Below are 16,869 nucleotides of genomic sequence, written 5' to 3' on the forward strand. Positions count from 1 at the left end.
TTAATCTCTGTTTGCAACGCATCAAACTTCATCGTGAAGCTACGTCATAAAAAAAGCGCATCTTAACAGATGCGCCTTTCTGATTGAAGCCTTGGCGAAGCAGTTACCGACAGAACCTGGATTCTTTGCGACCACGCCAGTGGCGATGGTTAGGTACAGTCTGCTGCCTGGCTAAGTTACCCGGCGCGCCGGGTAACGCTCATTCTTAGTTGACAGCGTCTTTTAACGCTTTGCCAGGCTTGAATGAAGGAATTTTTGCTGAAGCGATCTGGATAGTGGCACCTGTTTGTGGGTTACGGCCAGTACGGGCAGCACGCTCACGAACAGTGTAAGTACCAAAACCAACCAGAGCAACAGAATCGCCTTCTTTCAGTGCATCAGTCACGGCACCGATAAATGCATCCAGCGCACGGCCAGCATCCGCTTTGGACAGTTCAGCACCAGCAGCAATTTTGTCGATAAGTTGAGACTTGTTCACAATATCATCCCCTTCAATTGTTATTGTTTTCAACAACTACACGTATTGATGTTGTAATTACGCGCTCTTGTTATAACAAGCATTCAGAGCGCTTGCAAGCAGAAGAGAGCTTCATACAACTTTTTTTCCACTTTGAGCCCAGCCCTTATCTGATAAGGGCTGGAGAACTTTCCCTAAGTTAGCACAGCCATAGAGAATGAAAAGCCTTTAATGGGCATTTTTTTCTATTTTTGCACTTTTTGCTGCTTTTTTTGGCAAGATCTCAGGCTGGAAGCGGCTTAGCGGCTCCTGCAGTGCCAGTTCCAGCACCTCATCTATCCATTTTACCGCTTTAATTTCCAGATCTGCTTTGACGTTTTCTGGGATTTCTTTCAGATCACGCAGGTTATCATGCGGGATCAACACCCGTTTAATCCCACCACGATGGGCCGCCAGTAGTTTTTCTTTTAAACCTCCAATTGGCAGTACTTCACCACGCAGGGTAATTTCACCCGTCATAGCAACATCTGCCCGCACCGGATTACCGGTTAAACTGGAGACCAGGGCGGTAACCATACCGATACCAGCGCTTGGGCCATCTTTTGGCGTCGCACCTTCCGGTACATGCACATGAATATCCCGGGTTTCGTAAAAGTCATCGTTGATACGCAATACCTCTGCCCGGCTACGCACTACGGTCATCGCCGCCTGAATCGACTCCTTCATCACATCCCCCAGTGAGCCGGTAAAGGTCAGCTTGCCCTTACCTACCACTGCCGCTGCTTCTATCGTCAGCAAATCACCACCAACTTCGGTCCAGGCCAATCCGGTGACCTGACCAATGCGGTTGTTGTCTTCCGCTTTACCGTAGTCATAACGCTGCACCCCCAGATAGCTTTCCAGGTTCGCTTGCTCAATCACCACAGTTTTGGTGTTCTTGCTCAACAGGATTTCTTTCACTGCTTTACGACACAGTTTGGAGATTTCGCGCTCGAGGCTACGCACGCCGGCTTCCCGGGTGTAATAGCGAATAATCCCGACAATGGCATCATCTTTAATGTCGATTTCATGCGGTTTTAAGCCATTACGTCCCACTTGCTTACTGATCAAGTGCTGCTTGGCAATATTCAGCTTTTCGTCTTCGGTGTAACCGGATAAACGAATCACTTCCATCCGATCCAGCAAGGGTGCCGGAATATTCAGGCTGTTGGACGTGGCCACAAACATCACATCGGATAAGTCGTAATCGACTTCCAGGTAATGATCGCTGAAGCTGGTATTTTGCTCCGGATCCAACACCTCCAGCAATGCAGCTGCCGGGTCGCCACGAAAATCTGAGGCCATCTTGTCAATTTCATCCAGCAGGAACAGTGGATTGCGTACACCTACTTTGGCCATTTTCTGAATAATCTTACCCGGCATCGAGCCAATGTAGGTACGGCGGTGGCCACGAATTTCAGCCTCATCTCGCACCCCACCCAGCGCCATCCGCACATACTTACGGCCGGTGGCTTTGGCAATCGACTGCCCTAACGAGGTTTTACCCACCCCTGGCGGGCCAACCAGGCACAAGATCGGGCCTTTTAATTTATTGACCCGTTGTTGCACCGCCAAATACTCAATGATGCGCTCTTTAACTTTCTCCAGACCGTAATGGTCCGAATCAAGAATTTTTTCAGCCCCTGCCAGATCTTTTTTCACTTTACTGCGAGTTTTCCAGGGTACATTACTCAGCCAGTCGATGTAACTACGCACCACCGTGGCTTCCGCCGACATCGGTGACATCATCTTTAACTTTTGTAGTTCGGCTTTGGCTTTATCAGCCGCTTCGGCTGGCATTTTCGCCTGCTCAATCTTGTTGCTCAGCGTTTCGAACTCATCGGGCGCGTCTTCCAGCTCACCCAATTCTTTTTGAATGGCTTTCATTTGCTCATTCAGATAGTACTCACGCTGGCTTTTCTCCATCTGTTTCTTAACCCGGCTGCGAATACGACGCTCGACCTGCAAGATGTCGATTTCGCTTTCCATCATCGCCATTAAGAATTCAAGCCGCTCAGTCACATCGCTGATTTCAAGCACCTTTTGCTTGTCTTCGACTTTGAGCGGCATATGGGCCGCCATGGTATCGGCCAGGCGGGCAGCATCTTCGATGCCGCTCAGTGCCGTCAGAACTTCCGGTGGGATCTTCTTATTTAATTTGATGTAGCCTTCAAACTGGTTGATGGCAGAGCGCAGGAACACTTCCTGCTCACGGCTGTCCACTTCCAGCGACGCTATCATTTCGATGTCTGCAGCAAAGCTATGCTCCGTCTCGGTAAATTCGAGCAAACGGGCGCGCTGGCTACCCTCGACCAGCACTTTCACCGTGCCATCCGGTAATTTCAGCAGCTGCAAAATAGTTGCGACTGTACCGATTTCGTACAAATCTTCAGCTTTGGGATCATCCTGGCTGGCATCTTTTTGTGCCACCAAAAAGATTTGTTTGTCATTGTCCATGGCGGCATCAAGGCATTTGATGGATTTCGCCCGACCGACAAACAAGGGGATCACCATATGCGGGTACACCACCACATCGCGCAGAGCCAACACCGGCATATGACGACGTTCAATCTGTTGTTCAGTCATTTTTCACTCTCGAGTAAGTTGCATGCAGCTGCAAAAGGATATGTATCTATATGAGGCCGGTTTTCAGAACTTCAATTGCTTGCTGCCGATTTCCTGCATCTGCATGGTTCAAGCCAGAAAAACTCGGGCAGCAGCCAGCTGCCCGATGAAGGTTTAATGCGACTCAGCGACCGCTGGATCTTTACGTTGGTAAATCAGTATCGGATCGGACTCACCGCGAATCACGGTGTCGTCAATCACCACCTTGCTAACATCTTCCATTGATGGTAATTCGTACATGGTATCCAGCAACACACCTTCGACAATAGAGCGCAGACCACGAGCACCGGTTTTCCGCTCCATCGCCTTTTGCGCGATGGCTTTAAGCGCATCTTCACGGAATTCCAGCTCAACACCTTCCATATCAAACAAGGAAGCAAACTGCTTCACCAGTGCATTCTTTGGTTGGCTGAGGATTTGCACCAGCGCATCGGCATCCAGCTCAGTTAATGTCGCGACCACCGGCAAACGACCGATGAACTCCGGGATCAGACCATATTTGACCAGATCTTCCGGCTCAACATCTTTGAAGGTTTCAGTCAGGCTGCGGCTGCTTTCTCTGCTTTTGACTTCTGCGCCAAAACCGATGCCGGCGCCTTTTGCTGAGCGCTGCTCAATCACTTTATCCAGCCCGGCGAAGGCGCCGCCACAGATAAAGAGGATTTTGGAGGTATCCACCTGCAAAAACTCCTGCTGCGGGTGCTTGCGACCACCTTGTGGTGGCACGGATGCAATGGTGCCTTCAATCAGCTTCAGTAAAGCTTGCTGCACCCCTTCACCCGACACGTCACGGGTAATGGAAGGATTGTCTGACTTGCGTGAAATCTTGTCAATTTCATCGATGTAGACGATACCACGCTGGGCTTTTTCCACATCATAGTCGCACTTTTGCAGCAGCTTCTGAATAATGTTCTCGACGTCCTCACCGACATAACCGGCTTCGGTTAGGGTCGTGGCATCAGCCATGGTAAAAGGAACGTCCAGCAGACGGGCCAGCGTTTCTGCCAACAGCGTTTTACCGCTACCGGTTGGACCAATCAGCAAAATATTGCTTTTACCCAGCTCAACATCTGGCTTATTGCCTGCATTACGCAGCCGCTTGTAGTGGTTGTACACCGCTACCGCCAGTACTTTTTTGGCATGCTCCTGACCAATCACATAATCATCCAGGTGATGGCGGATTTCATGTGGGGTTGGCAGTTTATCTGCTTCACGCTTGGGTGAAATATCCTTAATTTCTTCCCGGATAATATCGTTGCATAAATCGACGCACTCGTCGCAGATATACACCTGTGGTCCAGCGATCAGCTTGCGCACCTCATGCTGTGACTTGCCACAAAAGGAGCAGTACAACAATTTACCGCCTTTGTCACCGTCAGTGCGGTTATCAGCCATGTAACTTCCTCTTCCACTTCGCCCCCAGTAACACACTGAGCGCTTTGTATCCTAATACCATAGCAAAAATTTGCCGTTATTTCGCGTCCCGCTGTGTCAAAATTGCATCCACCAAGCCGTAGTCTTTTGCCATATCGGCCGTTAAGAAGTTATCCCGCTCGGTGTCATGGCAAATTTTCTCATAGCTCTGGCCGGTATGTTCCGCCAGTAAACGATTCAATCGTTCCTTTATACTTAAGATCTCACGGGCATGGATCTCAATGTCGGTAGCCTGGCCCTGAAAGCCACCCAATGGTTGATGGATCATCACCCGGGCGTTTGGCAGACAGAAACGCTTGCCCTTGGCACCACCGGATAACAGAAAAGCCCCCATACTGGCAGCCTGCCCCATACAGACGGTTGCCACATCTGGTTTGATAAACTGCATGGTATCGTAAATCGACATACCAGCGGTGACGACACCACCTGGTGAGTTGATGTAAATATAGATGTCTTTTTCCGGATTCTCAGACTCTAAAAACAACAACTGAGCACAGATCAGGTTGGCCATGTGATCTTCTACCGGCCCGGTCAAAAAAATAACGCGCTCTTTCAGTAAGCGGGAATAGATATCAAAAGAACGCTCACCTTTAGCGGTTTGTTCAATCACGATAGGAACGAGGGCGTTGATTAAATCCTGATGCGAAGTGCTGTGTAACGACATAGATGATTTCCTGATGACTGGCGCTGAAACGCCTGAAAATAAAATGGCCCGAACAAAACTGTCCGAGCCATTAAAACTGCGTTACCAACAGAAGTCAATCCTAGTTGACTTAGCTGGCAGCCTGTTGTGGATTCATGATCTCATCAAACTTAGCAGGAGCTTCTGTCACAGTCGCTTTGCTCAATACCAACTCGATGGCTTGATCTTCCAGTGCGACATTGCGCATGCTTTGCAGCAGTTCCTGGTTGTTGTTGTAGTACTGAACGACTTCCTGTGGGTCTTCGTAAGCAGATGCCACATCGGCAATCAGTTCCTGCACACGGCTGTCGTCGACTTTCAGCTCGTTGGTTTTGATGATTTCACCCAGCAACAAACCGACTTTTACCCGATCTTTCGCCTGTTCTTCAAACAAAGAAGCCGGCAGCTCAGGCAGTTGCTTTGGATCCATGTTCTGGCCAAAGCGTTGCATGGCTTGTTTACGCAGCACGTCGACTTCACCGGCAACCAGCGATTTAGGCACTTCCACTTCGTTGTTGGCCAGTAAACCTTTGATCACCTGATCTTTCACTTTACCACGCACGGTTTGCTTCAGCTCACGCTCCATGTTCTTGCGAACTTCGGCTTTCAGCGCGTCTACAGTGGCTTCGCTCAAGCCAAACAGTGCAGCGAACTCATCGTTCAGCTCAGGCAATACCTGCTTTTCCACTTTCTTCACAGTCACTGCGAAGCTGGCAGCTTTGCCTTTTAAATTTTCGGCATGGTAATCTTCCGGGAAAGTCACTTCCAGCGTGGTTTCTTCAGCGGCTTTCTTGCCAATCAAGCCATCTTCAAAACCTGGGATCATGCGGCCCTGGCCCAGTTCCAGAGTAAAATCAGAGGCTTTGCCGCCTTCAAATTCTTCACCGTCAATGCTGCCAACAAAATCGATGATGATACGATCGTTTTTGGCTGCTTTGCCTTTTTTCTCAGCCCAGGTCGCGTGTTGCTTACGCAGGGTTTCCAGCATCTTGTCCAGATCTTTGTCAGTGATTTCCACTACTGGCTTGCTGACTTCAATTTTGTCCAGTGCCTGAACTTCGACTTCTGGATACACTTCGAAAGTCGCAGCGAACTGCAAATCTTTGCCTGCTTCCAGCGCCTGTGGAGCAAACGTAGGAGAGCCAGCAGGGGTGATTTTCTGTTCGATGATGGCTTCGTAGAAACTACGCTGCATTTGCTCGGAAGCAACTTCCTGCAATACCGCCTGACCATAACGCTTTTGAATGATGGATACTGGCGCTTTGCCTGGACGGAAGCCGTCGATACGCTGGCGCTTGGCCAGATCACGCAAACGGTTTTTGACTTCGGACTGAATGGCATCAGCCGGCACGGTAATGGTTAAACGGCGCTCTAAACCCTGAGTGGTTTCCACAGAAACTTGCATCTTGTTACCTCAAAATCAAATTCAGGCGCTTGATGTCACGCCGAAAAAAATCGAGTCTGATTCTCGCCTGAGCCGCAGCTCAACAGACTTGTAGTTGAATAGGACGCGGCATTATAGCGAGCGAAAAACAGCAAGTCGAGCCCCCTGTTCCAGTTTCGTCATTTGCCCCTAAAATCAGGGCTTCCAGATAACAACAAGCCGCCCGTGGGCGGCTTGTTGTAACTGAGCTCAACCTGTTATCGGGTCTGGCCCTGGCCGGTCACCACAAAGCGCTCTGTAGTCAGTGCTTCTAAACCCATTGGGCCGTATGCATGCAGCTTGCTGGTCGAAATACCAATTTCAGCACCCAAACCGAGCTCGCCACCATCCGAAAAACGCGACGAAGCATTGTGCATCACCACAGCCGCATCGACCTGATTGATAAAGGTATCGGCGCTGGCCTGATCCTGAGTACAGATCACCTCGGTATGGTAACTACCAAACTGATCGATATGCGCCATGGCCGCAGTGAGATCGTCCACCACCCGGATGGCAATTTCCGGTGCCAGATATTCCTGGCCAAAATCATCTGCCGCAATCGGCTCGGCGCCATCAAAGTAACCGATACTGCGCTCACAGGCATGCACTTTGACCTGATGAGCACGGAAGGCTTCAGCCACCATCGGCAAAAAGTCGGCCGCCTGATGCTTATTGACCAACAGGCATTCCAAAGCATTGCAGACGCCAGGGCGCTGTACTTTGCCGTTTAATAACAGCTCCAGCGCCATATTCAGATCAGCACTTTGATCCACGTACAGGTGGCAGACACCTTTGAAGTGCTGGATCACAGGCACCCGGCTGTTGTCGGTGACAAAGCGGATTAAACCTTCTCCACCGCGCGGGATCACCAGATCGATGAAATGATCCTGCTGAATCAAGTCCAGCATCAGCTGTCGATCCGGGTCTGGTACTATCGTAATCACATCCTCTGGTAACTGATGCTCGGCCAGTGCCTGGTGCATGGCTTTGGCAATCGCCAGACTGGTTTGAATCGCTTCACGGCCACAGCGCAAAATCACTGCATTGCCGGATTTGAAACACAAGGCACCAGCATCGGCGGTGACATTGGGCCGTGCTTCGTAAATCATACAAATCACGCCTAAAGGAATACGGCGCTTTTCAATGCGAATGCCATTGGGACGCTCTTCAATAAAGCGTTTGCTGCCCACCGGATCTGGCAAATGAATGATTTGCTCGATGGCCGCGGCCATCGAATCAATCCGCTCTGGTGTTAAGGTCAGACGATCCAGCATGGCTGCACTAGTATTGTTGCTTTTGGCCGTTTCCAGCTCAGCTGCATTGGCAGCTAAAATAGCCGGGGTAGCAGAGCGAATGGCATTGGCCATACTTTGCAACACGTAATTCTTTTGTTCCGTTGATAAATGCGCAACGGCTTTGGCTGCTTTAGCAGCCTGAGCGGCAAGAGTCGCCGCACTAGTTCCCAAACTAAGGGTACTCATAATCTCTCCAATAATGTCATCTCATCACGATGAATCACTTCGTAGGTGCTACCCGGCAGGATATCCCCCAGGTGCTCTGCGATTTCACTGGTCTGCTGACCTTTGATGCTAAATAGTTCACGTGCACTGTAACGACTGACGCCTTTGGCAATGGATACTTTACCACTGCCACAACGAACAATCACCGCATCACCAGGTTCAAATTCGCCCTGCACATGCACGATACCACTGCAAAGCAGGGAAGCCCCCTGATGGCGCAGTGCTTTCATACAGCCATCATCCACCCAAATTTCGCCTTTGGCGCGCAGGGTATGGCGCACCCAATGCTTTTTACCGGACATCGGATCTTTGTGACCATGAAAAATGGTGCCCGGATTAAAGCCATCCAGCAATCGGGTAAAGGTATCCTGCATATGGCCATCAACAATCAGGGTATCCACGCCGTGGGTGGTGGCCTTTTCGGCCGCCTGCACCTTGGTCCGCATGCCACCTGTGCCTACGCTCGAGCTGGCCCCGCCGGCCAGGCTGTAAATGCGCTCATCAATGGTCCGTACTTCCGGGATCAGCTGGGCTGATGGATCCTTGTTAGGATCAGCGGTAAAAAGCCCGGTAATGTCCGAACAAATGATCAGCGCATCCGCGTCTGCAACAGTGGCAACCATAGCCGCCAGGTTATCGTTGTCTCCCACTTTGATTTCTTCAGTGGCAATGGTGTCGTTTTCATTCACAATGGGCAGCACCTGATGGTCCAGCAAACGCCGTAAGGTATTGCGCACATTAACGTGACGCACCCGATCACTGAGATCACCATGGGTGAGTAGTACCTGAGCACAAGGAAAATCAAAACAGTTGGACCAGAAATTCATCATCTGGTTTTGGCCAACCGCTGCCATAGCTCGCTTTAAGGCGATGGGGACCCGGTGATGATTGAAATTAAAATGATGCCTGCCTGCAGCAACACTGCCTGATGAAACCAGGATCACCTCAATACCGCGGTCGCGACATTGACGGATGAAATCAGCGATGGGGCCTAAAAACTTTTCACTGCAACCGGCCTGGGGATCGGGGGCAATTAATGCACTACCGACTTTGAGCACTATCCTGCGCCAGGATGGGTTCAACATAACTCCTCCGTTTTTGAAACCGCGGCTATGATAGCAAATTTTGTAACTCGGCACCACCGGCTTTCAGAAAGCCCTCAGCGAATAAGCAATATAACCCATAGAAATATCCATATTAAACATATATTTATTCAAACTCCCTCTATAAAAGCTTGTTTTTCAGTCAAAACAACTCTGTTCTTCGCTTAATTATTCTGTAATAAAATTACAAGGAACCGCAGCATCACGGCTGCGGTTTTGGAGGATGAATAGGCTCAGCAAAGCAGGAAAAGCTTAGCCACTTCAGTAAAAAAGCAGTTACAGCACAAGGCTGCGTTGCTCTGCCAGCCCCATCGACAGCAACAACGGGTCCTGTTGCTGGCGGGCACTGAAATCAGCTTTGCTGCCAAGCCCCTGCCAGTTCAGCCGGATCAGGCTTTGTGCCACGGCGCCCCCTAAACTGCTGCCCGGGCCAAGCAGGATCAACGCATCGGGGGCAAATTCTTTCATCGCCACTTCAATCGCCAGGCTAAAGTCGTAGCACCCCTGAACCTGACGATCCAGCGTGTAGCGTTTGAGCGCTGCGGCCTCGGTGCTATAAGGCTGCCAGATGTGACCACAGCCGTCGATTAAAGGCAGCCTGGGCCGGTCAAAAGCACTCTCAGGGATCGCTGCCATGGCTTTGCTGGCAGCAGCAGCCATCAACGGTGAGTGGAAGGCGGCATGGCCAGGTAACAGCAGCGGGAAGCGCTCATCGACCTTGGGTAACCGGCTTAGCACAGCTTGCATCGCTGCTTCGCTGCCAGCCAGCACCGCATAGCCGCCAAAACGAATCGATTCGAACAGCTCACCGGCATAGTCGGCCAGCAGCGCCTTGACCAGCGCAATTTTTTCCGCGTCGGGTTGCCACTCGCTGTTGACCAGTGGGTAAATGCACTGACCTCCTGCTGCGCCAGCGGTGAGTGTAGCCATCTGGCAAACATACTGCATTGCAGCCGCCGGATGCCAGACACCGGCGCAGCCAAGGGCTGTGTACCAGCCCATCGAATTGCCGGTAATAGCCACCACCTCGTACTCTGCCGGATTGATGCTCTGATAATCCAGCAGGCCGGCACTGAAAATAAGGCCGGCAGCGTTTTCTGCCTGTTGATGCAGCCGACTGGCATAATGCGCCGCACCATCCAGCTCAGCAATGCCAGTTAGACCAAGCTCAGCCCGCACTTTATCGAGCTCAGCCAGCACAGCGGCTTTATCGCCATGCCAGCGGCCAATGCTGCCAAGCTCAGGCTTGTTGTAACTGCCCCGTCCCGGGCAAACCACCACAGCGGTTTTTTTCATGCTCTGCGCTCCTGTGGTTGTAGCTTTTCCTCTGAACCCAGCATGCGCTGGATGCTGGCCATGATCTGCTCTTTTGAAGGCAACACCTGATAGGCAGCAGCCCCGAGTGGAATAAAGCTGTCTTCGCCCGTGATCCGTTCCATCTGAAACTGTCCGGGTTTGGCTTCATGCAGCAAGGTCATCAGCTCCTCACTGACTGAGCCGCGGCGTCGGCATTCATCAACCATCAACAACTTGCTGCAAGGTCCGATGGCGCTGAGGATGGCATCCAGCTGCAATGGGATCAGGCAGCGAAGATCCAACAGCCGCAGTGCATAGCCTTTGGCTCGCAAATCCAGTTCGGCCTGGCGTGACAGATAATAGCCATTGCCGTAGCTCAGAATGCAGAGCTCATTACCATCGCCAAACACCGCAGGCTCGCCTAAAGCGGGCAGTGGCGTATCCGGGCTTGGGTAATCACGCAGCCACAGGCCATCGCCCGGCTGCAGCAGATCCCGCGTCATATAAAGCGCAATCGGCTCCAAAAAAACCACCAGCCGCTTTTGCTCGTGTGCCAGCCGCACCGCCTGGCGCAGCAGCAAAGCCGCATCTTCGCCATGGGACGGGCACAGTAGAATAAGACCAGGTATATCCCGGAACACCGCAAAGGAGTTGTCGTTATGAAAATGACCGCCAAAACCTTTCTGGTAAGCCAGGCCGGCAATACGGATCACCATGCCATTGTGGTACTGGCCATTGGAGAAAAACGGCAGAGTGGCCGCCTCACCCCGAATTTGATCCTCGGCATTGTGCACATAAGCCAGAAACTGAATTTCCGGCATGGCGACAAAGCCCTGCTGCGCCAGCCCTATTGCCAGCCCCAGGATGCTTTGCTCATCCAGCAAGGTGTTGATCACCCGGTTGTAGCCAAAGGCATGCACCAGATGCTGGGTTACGTTGTACACCCCACCTTTTTTGGCAATGTCTTCACCACAGAGCACTATCTCGGGGTATTGCGCCATCAGATCATGCAGCGCCCAGTTCAGCAGCTTGGCCAGATGCTGCGGTTTGCCTTGATTGTGTTTATCAAACGCAAATAAATCCTGGCGCAGAGCCGCATCCGGTAGCGCTGGCAATGGTTGAACTGGCCGCTCTGGTGCGATGGAGGCCATCACCGCGGTAGCTGAGGTCAGTTTTGGCCGGCTGCTGGCCTGTTCGGCAATGCGCTCAAGGCGCTGATCCAGTGCCTGCACCCAATCGCTTAGCTCGGTCGGGTTCATCCAGCCCTGCTCAAGGATCTGTGCCGTACTAAACAGCAAAGGATCCAGCTCCAGCTCATCGGCAATGCGTTCTTTTTTGCGATAGGCCACTTCCGCATCGGAGCCGGCGTGGCCAAACAGCCGTACTGTGGCCAAATGCAGCACAGCCGGTTTGCGGTAGCGCCGCACATAATCGGCGGCTTGCTGCGCCACCTGATAGGTGCCGGCCAGATCGCGGCCATCGGCATGAAAATATGTCAGACCGGGTCGGTTGTTCAGGTTTTGCTGCACCCAACCGGTGGGAGTTGGGGTGGAAATACCCAGCCCATTGTCTTCGCAAACAAACAGCACCGGCACCGGCACCTGCTGAAAAGCAGCCCAACAAGCGGCATTCAGAGCTCCCTGGGTGGTAGAGTGATTGAGCGAGGCATCGCCAAAGCTGCAGTAAGCAATGCTGTCATGCGGCCAGCTGCCGTCATGCTGCAAGCGCTTGGACAGCGCAATGGCAAACGCCGTCCCAACGGCTTTGGGCAAGTGCGACGCTATGGTGCTGGTTTGTGGTGGTATATTTAGCGCCAGGCTGCCCAGTACCTTGTGGCGGCCACCGGAAATAGGATCCTCGGCCGAGGCGGCGAACGACAGCAGCATATCGTACAGCGGCGTTTGGCCTGCTACCTGCTTGCTGCGCTGAATAAAAAAGGCACCGCTGCGGTAATGCAAAAAAGCCGGATCGGTTGGCCGAAGTGCTGCTGCAACGGCGGCATTGGCTTCATGTCCACTGCTGCCGATGGTGTAAAAACTCTGCCCCTTGGCTTGCATCAGCCGCGAGCGTAAATCCAGCAAGCGGCTTTGCAGCTGGCTTTCAAACAACTGAAACAACAAGGCTGGGGCTAAATCGCCCCGGCTGGCAGCAACTTCGGGTAACTGCTGCTGCTCGATACGCTGCAGATAGGTCTGCAGCCAGGGATGCGCTGAACTGGCCATCGGAACTCCTGTTGGGTTTTACCGGGGCCGCAGCCCCGAAGCGCTGTTAGCCAAAGGCCTGCAGGCCGGTCTGAGCACGGCCTAAGATCAGCGCATGCACATCATGGGTGCCTTCGTAGGTATTGACCGCTTCCAGGTTCATCACATGACGGATCACATGGTATTCATCGGCGATGCCGTTGCCACCGTGCATGTCGCGGGCCTGACGGGCGATGTCCAGCGCCTTGCCACAGGAGTTGCGTTTAATCAGTGAAATGGTCTCCGGTGCCAGGGTACCGGCATCCATCAGGCGCCCAGCCTGCAAACAACTCAGCAGCCCAAGACTGATGTCGGTTTGCATATCAGCCAGTTTTTTCTGCACCAGCTGAGTGGCTGCCAGTGGCCGGTTGAATTGGGTACGATCCAAGGTGTACTGACGGGCAGCGTGCCAGCAGAATTCGGCGGCACCAAGCGCGCCCCAGGCAATGCCATAACGGGCTTTGTTCAAGCAGCCAAAGGGGCCTTTCAAACCACTGACATTAGGCAATAATGCCTCTTCGGTGACTTCCACCTGATCCATCACGATTTCACCGGTAATGGAAGCACGCAGCGAAAACTTGCCTTCAATTTTCGGAGCGCTCAGGCCTTTTAAACCTTTATCGAGCACAAAACCACGGATTTCACCGTCCAGTTTGGCCCAGACCACAAACACATCAGCAATCGGCGAGTTGGTGATCCACATCTTGCTGCCGTTTAGCAGATAGCCACCATCGATTTTTTTGGCGGTGGTCCGCATGCTGGCCGGATCTGAACCGGCATCCGGCTCGGTCAAACCAAAGCAACCTACCCATTCACCGGTGGCGAGTTTAGGCAGGTACTTTTTACGCTGGGCTTCGGTGCCATAGGCATGAATGGGGTGCATCACCAGGGAGGATTGCACACTCATGGCACTGCGATAACCGCTATCAACCCGCTCTACTTCGCGGGCAACCAACCCATAACAGACATGGTTCACACCAGCGCAGCCATATTCTTCCGGTAAGGTAGCCCCCAGCAAGCCGAGCTCGCCCAATTCCGTCATAATGGCGCGATCAAACTGCTCGTTACGATTAGCCAGCAAAATGCGCGGCATCAGCCGCTCCTGGCAATACTGATGCGCACTGTCGCGGATCATTCGCTCTTCTTCGCTCAGCATGTCGGATAAATGAAAAGGGTCTTGCCAGTTGAATGGAGCTCTGCTCATGGTGTGTTTTCCTTAAAAAACAGATCGGTTACTAGCCAGATTAGCCAGCCTTGTTATAAAGTTAAAATATATTATTTTGGTATCAGGTATAGTTTTAAACTATGGATATACGCCATCTGAAGTATTTTATCGCGGTGTACGAACAAGGCAGTGTCAGCGCCGCCTCACGCCAATGCTTTGTAGCCCAGCCGTCGCTGTCGGCCGCCATTCGCCAGTTGGAGCAGCAACTGAATGTCACTTTGTTTCTGCGCCAGCCCAAAGGGGTTACCCCCACCGAGGATGGCGAGCGGCTCTATGGCCATGCCTGCCGGCTGCTGGGACAGTTTCAGGCGCTGCAGCGCTCTTTTACCGAACCGGTCGATAAAATTCGTTTTCGGCTTGGGTTAATACGAGCGCTCGGCGTTGAGCGAATGAGTGATTTACTACGACAGTTCAGCCTGCAATTACCCGGCCTGGAGTTGCAGCTGGTGGAGCCGGATGAGCCTTGTGATGCCCGAATTATCAGTCCGGAGCTGTTAAAAAGTGGTGAGCAATTTCAGCCGATGTACCATGACCACTTTCAGCTGGCCTTGCCAGCCGGTCACCCTTTGGCGCTTAAACAACGGATCGATTTGCAGGATTTCTCCGGGCTGGCCCTGATTAAACGTACCCCTTGCGAGGCCTGGCAAAAGTTGTATCCGGAGTTGGTGCGCCAGGGCATCAAACCGGATATCCGGGCCGATATTCATACCATTGAGTATGCGCTTGGTTTGGTATCGGCTGGAGTGGCTTGTGCCCTGGTGCCGGATTTTGAGCAATTGCAACAACGGCAGGATCTGCTGCTGCGCCCTATTGCCATAACAGGGCTGGAACGGCGGATAGGCCTGGCCTACAGCCCGATGCAAGCCAGTGGTTTGGCACTGGAGACGTTATTACGGCTCTGCCAAAAGCTGGCAATCCCCCTTGCAGACCAAACGCTAAGCCAGAATGAGGCCTAAGGTGCAAGCGCCCGGGGTTACGGACATTTTTCCGGGACACGCTGTGAATCCATCCCTGGACGCTCTTGACACGCCGTCCGGGCGTGTCAAGTTCCCGGAAAAATTCCATCCCCCCCCGGACTTAACCAAGTCCTGGTGTTGTATTCAAGAAAAAAAGATTGTACTACGATGAGCAATAATCGGTGATGCAGGATTTGAACCTGCGACCCGTTCTGATAGAGAGTACCCAAACCAAGTGCGCTATTGCGATGGAGAAATGGTCGGTGATGCAGGATTTGAACCTGCGACCCGTTCGGATAGAGAGCACCCAAACCAAGTGCGCTATTGCGATGGGGAAATGGTCGGTGATGCAGGATTTGAACCTGCGACCCCTTGGACCCAAACCAAGTGCGCTACCAAGCTGCGCCAATCACCGACATTTCGAACGAGTTGGGGTGGATGATGGGGCTCGAACCCACGACAACCGGAATCACAATCCGGGGCTCTACCAACTGAGCTACAACCACCACAATATAAACTTACTTTGCACCCAAATGGCGCGCCCGATAGGATTCGAACCTATGACCCACGGCTTAGAAGGCCGTTGCTCTATCCAACTGAGCTACGGGCGCACATGTCAAACGCCTACGCGGGAGTTTTGTGTGCGGCAACGCCGCTTTAAAAAATGGTCGGTGATGCAGGATTTGAACCTGCGACCCCTTGGACCCAAACCAAGTGCGCTACCAAGCTGCGCCAATCACCGACTTTGCTGCATCGCTGCAACGGGGCGGAATATTAACGCCCGGACAAGGTATCGTCAAACCTTTTTTTAGTCCAGCCCCCCGATTGCTGTTTATTTATACCAGCCGGCTGATAAAAGCCAAATCAGTACCTTGGCAGGTACGCAAACCACTATCTGTCAGATCAGCGGCAAGTATCTGGTCATCCGGCGGTGGGTATGAGAAAATAACAGCATTCACTTATGCTGAGAGAAGTTATGACCGCCCAGTTGATCGATGGTAAAGCCGTCGCCCAGTCGATAAAAGCCAAAGTCGCCGCCAAAGTACAAAACAGAATTCAGCAAGGCAAACGTGCTCCTGGACTAGCCGTGGTGCTGGTAGGCCAGGATCCTGCTTCCCAGGTGTATGTTGGCAGCAAACGCAAAAGCTGTGACGAAGTCGGCTTTCGTTCCTTTTCCTACGATTTACCGGCTGACAGCTCAGAGCAGCAACTGTTGGATTTAATCGACCAACTGAATCAGGATCCTGATGTAGATGGTATTTTGGTGCAGTTGCCTTTGCCCGCTGGCCTGGATGCTTCCGTCATTTTAGAGCGCATTCATCCGCATAAAGATGTCGATGGCTTTCACCCTTACAATATCGGCCGGCTGGCCCAGCGGATGCCGGCACTGCGCCCCTGTACCCCCAAAGGCATTATTGCGCTGCTGGAAAGCACCGGTCAGAACATTAAGGGCTTGCATGCGGTCGTGGTAGGTGCTTCCAATATCGTTGGCCGACCAATGGGATTGGAGCTACTGCTGGCAGGATGCACCACCACCATCTGCCATCGCTTTACCCGCGATCTGGAATATCATGTACGCCAGGCTGAGCTTTTAGTGGTTGCCGTGGGTAAACCAGACTTTATTCCGGGCGACTGGATTAAACCAGGTGCCCTGGTGATTGATGTCGGCATCAATCGGCTGCCATCGGGCAAGCTGGTAGGCGATGTCGGTTTTGCCGCAGCCGCCGAGCGTGCTGCTTTTATCACCCCGGTACCCGGCGGTGTTGGCCCTATGACGGTCGCCTGCCTGATTGAAAACACGCTGGAAGCCTGCGAGCGCTACCACGACCAGCCTTAATCGGACTACAAAAAAACGCAGCGACTGGCTGC

Annotated in this window: 12 protein-coding genes and 4 tRNA genes; 2 read left to right on the forward strand and 14 right to left on the reverse strand. The window is 52.4% G+C overall.

Annotated elements, in window-relative coordinates:
- Positions 1–205 precede the first annotated feature (205 nt).
- From hupB to QWY20_RS09115, 10 genes are all read right to left on the reverse strand, one after another.
- Positions 206–478, reverse strand: a complete 273-nt coding sequence (gene hupB, locus QWY20_RS09070; RefSeq protein ID WP_330128704.1) for a nucleoid-associated protein HU-beta — start codon at positions 476–478, stop codon at positions 206–208.
- 207 nt (positions 479–685) lie between these two features.
- Positions 686–3,082 carry an endopeptidase La gene (lon, locus tag QWY20_RS09075; RefSeq protein ID WP_330128705.1) on the reverse strand — a complete coding sequence of 799 codons (2,397 nt, stop codon included), beginning with the start codon at positions 3,080–3,082 and terminating at the stop codon, positions 686–688.
- A 153-nt stretch (positions 3,083–3,235) separates the two neighbouring features.
- Entirely contained in the window at positions 3,236–4,516 is a 1,281-nt protein-coding gene (clpX, locus tag QWY20_RS09080; RefSeq protein WP_330087854.1) for an ATP-dependent protease ATP-binding subunit ClpX, read from the reverse strand.
- 76 nt (positions 4,517–4,592) lie between these two features.
- Positions 4,593–5,219 (reverse strand): ATP-dependent Clp endopeptidase proteolytic subunit ClpP, encoded by a 627-nt coding sequence (gene clpP / locus QWY20_RS09085; RefSeq protein WP_330128706.1) that lies wholly within the window; start codon positions 5,217–5,219, stop codon positions 4,593–4,595.
- Between the two features lie 109 nt (positions 5,220–5,328).
- The gene (gene tig / locus QWY20_RS09090) at positions 5,329–6,642 is read right to left on the reverse strand and encodes a trigger factor (protein ID WP_330128707.1); all 1,314 of its coding nucleotides are present in this window, start codon (positions 6,640–6,642) and stop codon (positions 5,329–5,331) included.
- A gap of 236 nt (positions 6,643–6,878) precedes the next feature.
- Entirely contained in the window at positions 6,879–8,141 is a 1,263-nt protein-coding gene (locus QWY20_RS09095) for a glutamate-5-semialdehyde dehydrogenase (RefSeq protein ID WP_330128708.1), read from the reverse strand.
- Entirely contained in the window at positions 8,138–9,265 is a 1,128-nt protein-coding gene (gene proB / locus QWY20_RS09100; protein ID WP_330128709.1) for a glutamate 5-kinase, read from the reverse strand. Before proB ends, QWY20_RS09095 begins: the two co-directional genes overlap by 4 nt.
- Before the next feature lie 294 nt (positions 9,266–9,559).
- Entirely contained in the window at positions 9,560–10,579 is a 1,020-nt protein-coding gene (locus QWY20_RS09105) for a malonyl CoA-ACP transacylase (protein ID WP_330128710.1), read from the reverse strand.
- Positions 10,576–12,801, reverse strand: a complete 2,226-nt coding sequence (locus tag QWY20_RS09110; RefSeq protein ID WP_330128711.1) for a thiamine pyrophosphate-dependent enzyme — start codon at positions 12,799–12,801, stop codon at positions 10,576–10,578. Before QWY20_RS09110 ends, QWY20_RS09105 begins: the two co-directional genes overlap by 4 nt.
- 46 nt (positions 12,802–12,847) lie before the next feature.
- Positions 12,848–14,023, reverse strand: coding sequence for an acyl-CoA dehydrogenase (locus QWY20_RS09115; RefSeq protein WP_330128712.1), 1,176 nt, complete (start codon positions 14,021–14,023; stop codon positions 12,848–12,850).
- A 101-nt stretch (positions 14,024–14,124) separates the two neighbouring features.
- Here QWY20_RS09115 and QWY20_RS09120 point away from each other — a divergent pair, with 101 nt between their 5' ends.
- Positions 14,125–15,000, forward strand: a complete 876-nt coding sequence (locus QWY20_RS09120; protein ID WP_330128713.1) for a LysR family transcriptional regulator — start codon at positions 14,125–14,127, stop codon at positions 14,998–15,000.
- A 338-nt stretch (positions 15,001–15,338) separates the two neighbouring features.
- Here QWY20_RS09120 and QWY20_RS09125 read toward each other — a convergent pair.
- The 4 genes from QWY20_RS09125 to QWY20_RS09140 all read right to left on the reverse strand — a co-directional run bounded on the left by QWY20_RS09125 (position 15,339) and on the right by QWY20_RS09140 (position 15,742).
- Positions 15,339–15,415, reverse strand: a tRNA-Pro gene (locus QWY20_RS09125).
- 15 nt (positions 15,416–15,430) lie between these two features.
- Positions 15,431–15,506: transfer RNA gene (locus tag QWY20_RS09130), tRNA-His, on the reverse strand.
- A gap of 28 nt (positions 15,507–15,534) precedes the next feature.
- Positions 15,535–15,611, reverse strand: a tRNA-Arg gene (locus QWY20_RS09135).
- 54 nt (positions 15,612–15,665) lie between these two features.
- A tRNA-Pro gene (locus tag QWY20_RS09140) sits at positions 15,666–15,742 on the reverse strand.
- Between the two features lie 234 nt (positions 15,743–15,976).
- Between QWY20_RS09140 and folD the strand changes: the two genes are divergently transcribed.
- Complete coding sequence (folD, locus tag QWY20_RS09145; protein WP_330128870.1) at positions 15,977–16,837, forward strand: bifunctional methylenetetrahydrofolate dehydrogenase/methenyltetrahydrofolate cyclohydrolase FolD; 861 nt, start codon at positions 15,977–15,979, stop codon at positions 16,835–16,837.
- Positions 16,838–16,869: the final 32 nt, after the last annotated feature.

Origin of the sequence: Alkalimonas cellulosilytica (assembly GCF_036325985.1) — a bacterium.
In the GTDB taxonomy this organism is placed as follows: domain Bacteria; phylum Pseudomonadota; class Gammaproteobacteria; order Enterobacterales; family Alteromonadaceae; genus Alkalimonas; species Alkalimonas cellulosilytica.

Coding starts and splice junctions, on each gene's coding strand:
- lon (WP_330128705.1), bottom strand. CDS start 3,082: ATGACTGAACAACAGATTGAACGTCGTCATATGCCGGTGTTGGCTCTG.
- QWY20_RS09120 (WP_330128713.1), top strand. CDS start 14,125: ATGGATATACGCCATCTGAAGTATTTTATCGCGGTGTACGAACAAGGC.
- QWY20_RS09105 (WP_330128710.1), bottom strand. CDS start 10,579: ATGAAAAAAACCGCTGTGGTGGTTTGCCCGGGACGGGGCAGTTACAAC.
- folD (WP_330128870.1), top strand. CDS start 15,977: ATGACCGCCCAGTTGATCGATGGTAAAGCCGTCGCCCAGTCGATAAAA.
- proB (WP_330128709.1), bottom strand. CDS start 9,265: ATGTTGAACCCATCCTGGCGCAGGATAGTGCTCAAAGTCGGTAGTGCA.
- QWY20_RS09110 (WP_330128711.1), bottom strand. CDS start 12,801: ATGGCCAGTTCAGCGCATCCCTGGCTGCAGACCTATCTGCAGCGTATC.
- QWY20_RS09095 (WP_330128708.1), bottom strand. CDS start 8,141: ATGAGTACCCTTAGTTTGGGAACTAGTGCGGCGACTCTTGCCGCTCAG.
- clpX (WP_330087854.1), bottom strand. CDS start 4,516: ATGGCTGATAACCGCACTGACGGTGACAAAGGCGGTAAATTGTTGTAC.
- tig (WP_330128707.1), bottom strand. CDS start 6,642: ATGCAAGTTTCTGTGGAAACCACTCAGGGTTTAGAGCGCCGTTTAACC.
- QWY20_RS09115 (WP_330128712.1), bottom strand. CDS start 14,023: ATGAGCAGAGCTCCATTCAACTGGCAAGACCCTTTTCATTTATCCGAC.
- clpP (WP_330128706.1), bottom strand. CDS start 5,219: ATGTCGTTACACAGCACTTCGCATCAGGATTTAATCAACGCCCTCGTT.